The sequence below is a fragment of the Moritella sp. PE36 genome, from assembly GCF_000170855.1.
Taxonomy (GTDB): Bacteria; Pseudomonadota; Gammaproteobacteria; order Enterobacterales; family Moritellaceae; genus Moritella.
The window spans coordinates 1-2,504 of the sequence record NZ_ABCQ01000110.1; the positions used below are offsets into that span (position 1 = coordinate 1).

Sequence of the window (2,504 nt, forward strand, 5' to 3'; positions counted from 1 at the left end):
GTCAAGTATCTATTCCAATCTGATGCTTGACGTCATTGCGATTTATTTCCCTTCATTATTCAAATACACTGATGGTCGTTTCAATAATGGCGCGAGCATTGACTCCAGTCCATTCAACTTCACCTCATACATAAGTGCAAGTTGTTGCCCTAGTTTAGAATCTGGAAAGCCATTACTGTGAAACCAAACTAAATAAGGTTCAGGTAACTCAAGTAATAACCGTCCTCGGTATTTACCAAATGGCATTATGGTATTAATTGCTTCAATCAATGCTTGCTGTGACATATTAAATCCAATATTAATTAATAACTTAGTTAAAACTGATATACCTTTCGATAAGGTAAGCTAACCATTAGATGATTACGTAGCTATTTGTAATTTTTGTTAAACAAACCGGCTGGCATTTTCGCTATTTGAAAATTAATCATATATTCAAATGCAGTCAGTAGAGGCTGATATTTCTCTTTATCTTTGTCTAAGGTTGAAAGCAATAAAAAACCAGCTTCAACAGTCGATAAACCGCCTTCAATAGACGTTTGTCTTATTGTATATTGGCTTTCTTGTTCTGCATTTAATCGCACAGCTGGCAGTTTTTGTAAATTTATTGATGATTGATACATTTTAAACGCTTTACGCCACGTACCATCAAGTAAAATAAATGTACGTTTAATATCCGTGTCTCGATGACTACTTTCATTAATTGCTAAATACTCCGCAGCAATACTTTCTTCGCTCGGATAAAGCAAAAAACATTGTCTTGTCAGATCATTTAATATCTCATTTAGCTGGGCATTATCAGTAAAATCCTCACCAATTATAATTTGACATTGTGGTAATGAAAGGTTGAGAATACGAGCAGTGCCGATCGCATTTTTAACTTCGCCTGGGTGTTGTAATATGATTAATTCAATATCAGAATCGATCTCTGTTATGTGCTGACATATACACGCGGCTAATGCTTTATCACATACAGTACACTTTTTTCTTTTGCTCACAACAAACCTAAATATTATGGATTAATAAGATATGCTAATTCAACATCGGTGGTTAAACTGGTTTATTCTCGGGCTATTATGCCTAATTATATATGCGATTTCAGCCGAAAATATAACCGTGCTAGATTATAACAGGGAATCAATTATTAATGGTGAATACTGGCGCTTGATCAGTGGTAATTTTAACCATACGAATATCTATCACCTGCTCTTAAACTTAGGGGCTTTAGCTGTTATAGGCGGCTTACATTACCGTTATTATAATAGTGCCGCTTACACAAGCTTGATTTTACTCTTATCAATCGGCGTCGGAGTGGGCATTCTGTGGTTATCCCCAAATACGCATTTATACGTTGGCTTATCCGGTATTTTACATGGCGTTATAATTGTTGGTGCCGTCATTGACGTGACGAAGAAATATTATTCAGGCTATGTTTTGATTATTGGCACTGTGATCAAAGTAATCAATGAGCAACTATTTAATAGTCCAGTAGAAATAAGTCAATTAATTGAAGCTAAAGTGCTCACAGAGGCGCACCTATATGGCCTTGTGACGGGATTAATCATTGCCCCACTCTATGTTTATCTAAACAAAAAAAAGAGCGCCTGAGCGCTCTTATCGATACCAACTAAAATCTAAGCAGCGGTTAACTTGCTAAACTGTCGTTGATTTCAGTTAATACTTGCATTGGTGACTCAGCTTGTGTGATTGGACGACCAATCACTAAGTAGTCAGCACCCGCAGCTACCGCTTCAACCGGCGTCATTATACGGCGTTGATCACCCGCAGCACTGCCTGCAGGACGAATACCTGGCGTAATTAACTGGAATGACTTACCTAATGCTTCTTTAAGCATTGCTGCTTCTTGTGAAGAACAAACAACACCGTCTAAACCACTTTTTTGTGTTAACGTCGCTAAACGAATAACTTGTTCAGCAGGGGTAATATTAACGCCCATTTGTGCTAAATCTTCTTGCTCCATACTGGTTAGCACAGTCACTGCGATCAAGATTGGTGCTTTATCACCATAAGGTACTAATGCCGCTTTAGCCGCTTCCATCATACGCTGGCCACCACAGGCATGTACATTCACCATCCATACGCCAAGCTCTGCAGCTGCGGCGACGGCTTTCGCCACCGTGTTAGGAATATCATGGAACTTAAGATCTAAGAACACATCAAAGTCACGCGCAACTAATTTACGCACAAATTCAGGCCCAAATAATGTGAACATTTCCTTGCCTACTTTCAGACGACATTGGCTAGGATTAATCTTATCAACAAAATTCAATGCACTTGCTTCATCAGCATAATCAAGTGCGACAACTACTTTACTATCTTGCAACATATCTCTTCCTAGGTCCCGTTACTCATTATCGTATTCTTATTATTACGTATAGCGATTAGGGTTGGCTTATTAAGTAAAGTTACTCGCCATCTAATCCACGAATTGGTTTAACACTTCCCCAGCGCTTACACGATGGACAATGCCAGTAAATACTTTTAGT

At 38.3% G+C, this 2,504-nt stretch carries 5 protein-coding genes; 1 reads left to right on the forward strand and 4 read right to left on the reverse strand.

Translation table 11 applies throughout. From position 1 onward, the window contains the following. Positions 1 to 42: 42 nt before the first annotated feature. Together PE36_RS23370 and PE36_RS23375 are read right to left on the reverse strand one after the other, a co-directional pair. Positions 43 to 285: a DUF3820 family protein gene (locus tag PE36_RS23370; RefSeq protein WP_006034593.1), complete on the reverse strand. Its 243-nt coding sequence runs from the start codon at positions 283 to 285 to the stop codon at positions 43 to 45. Positions 286 to 368: 83 nt separating this feature from the next. Then, positions 369 to 995 (reverse strand): tRNA-uridine aminocarboxypropyltransferase, encoded by a 627-nt coding sequence (locus PE36_RS23375; RefSeq protein WP_006034594.1) that lies wholly within the window; start codon positions 993 to 995, stop codon positions 369 to 371. A 31-nt stretch (positions 996 to 1,026) separates the two neighbouring features. Between PE36_RS23375 and rrtA the strand changes: the two genes are divergently transcribed. Then, the gene (rrtA, locus tag PE36_RS23380) at positions 1,027 to 1,605 is read left to right on the forward strand and encodes a rhombosortase (RefSeq protein ID WP_006034595.1); all 579 of its coding nucleotides are present in this window, start codon (positions 1,027 to 1,029) and stop codon (positions 1,603 to 1,605) included. Between the two features lie 37 nt (positions 1,606 to 1,642). Here the strand turns inward: rrtA and pyrF are convergent, their stop codons facing one another. Further along, complete coding sequence (gene pyrF, locus PE36_RS23385) at positions 1,643 to 2,344, reverse strand: orotidine-5'-phosphate decarboxylase (protein WP_006034596.1); 702 nt, start codon at positions 2,342 to 2,344, stop codon at positions 1,643 to 1,645. A gap of 79 nt (positions 2,345 to 2,423) precedes the next feature. Beyond that, positions 2,424 to 2,504: hypothetical protein (locus PE36_RS24655; protein WP_198138645.1), on the reverse strand; the 81-nt coding region annotated here is incomplete at its 5' end.

What these genes read in the sequence shown, in the direction of transcription:
- PE36_RS23370 (WP_006034593.1), bottom strand. Translation starts at nt 285, where the DNA reads ATGTCACAGCAAGCATTGATTGAAGCAATTAATACCATAATGCCATTT.
- rrtA (WP_006034595.1), top strand. Translation starts at nt 1,027, where the DNA reads ATGCTAATTCAACATCGGTGGTTAAACTGGTTTATTCTCGGGCTATTA.
- pyrF (WP_006034596.1), bottom strand. Translation starts at nt 2,344, where the DNA reads ATGTTGCAAGATAGTAAAGTAGTTGTCGCACTTGATTATGCTGATGAA.